The 827-nt window shown below is 48.1% G+C and carries 1 protein-coding gene; it reads left to right on the top strand.

Annotation, left to right across the window (positions count from 1 at the left end; translation table 11 throughout):
- Window positions 1-827: phage tail tape measure protein (locus ACFILZ_RS10230; protein ID WP_375611076.1), on the top strand; the 827-nt coding region annotated here is incomplete at both ends.

The raw sequence follows: 827 nt of genomic DNA on the forward strand, positions 1-827 counted from the left end.
CAGATTGGGGAGCGCTTTGCCAAATTGCGCAATGTCTTTAAGCTTAATCAAGCAGGCATTGAAGATCTAGGCGATGCCATCAATCATCTCTCTAACCACATGGCGGCAAAAGCCAGTGAAGTGTCTGATTTTACCAATCGTGCTACCGGTGCGGCAACCATGTTTAAGCTCACCGCGCGGGAAACAGCAGCATTTGGTACGGCGATGATTTCTGCTGGGATTGTTCCTGAGAGTGCCGCGCGTGGTTTTAATGCCATGAGTGCCCGCATTCAAGCAGGAGGCAAACATATTGAAGATGCTTTTGCCAATATTGGGCTTTCTCGCGAAAAATTCATGCAAGATCTCGACAAAGATGCCACCGGTACCTTGGTGCGCTTTTTTAATGTGTTGGGCAAATCCGAACAGGGGATGCGTTCGCTGATTGCCATTGCGGGGCGCGATTTTACCGGCGATTTTGCCAAATTGGTGGGTAACCCCGAATTGTTAGGGCAAGCTTTAGATTATGTGAAAGATCCACAAGTCTTTAAAGGCTCGGTAGAACAAGAAGCAGACAAACAAGCAACCGGTGCCATGCGGCAATTTGAGCTCTTACAAAACCGTATTGTGGCTCTGGGGATTAGCATTGGTGAAGTGCTTCTGCCTCCTCTCAACAGTCTCATGGAAACTGTTGGTAATTTTACTAATGGGCTTATGGCGTGGGCGAATGCGCACCCAACTTTAACAAGCGCCATTATCAAAACCATTGCCGCTCTGATGGCTTTTAATATTGCTCTGCGCGTGTTGCGCTTTACCATGGCTGGCACACGTCTTGGGCTTCTTCAATTGAT

The sequence above is a fragment of the Bartonella sp. AP40SXNS genome, assembly GCF_042195825.1.
In the GTDB taxonomy this organism is placed as follows: Bacteria; Pseudomonadota; Alphaproteobacteria; order Rhizobiales; family Rhizobiaceae; genus Bartonella.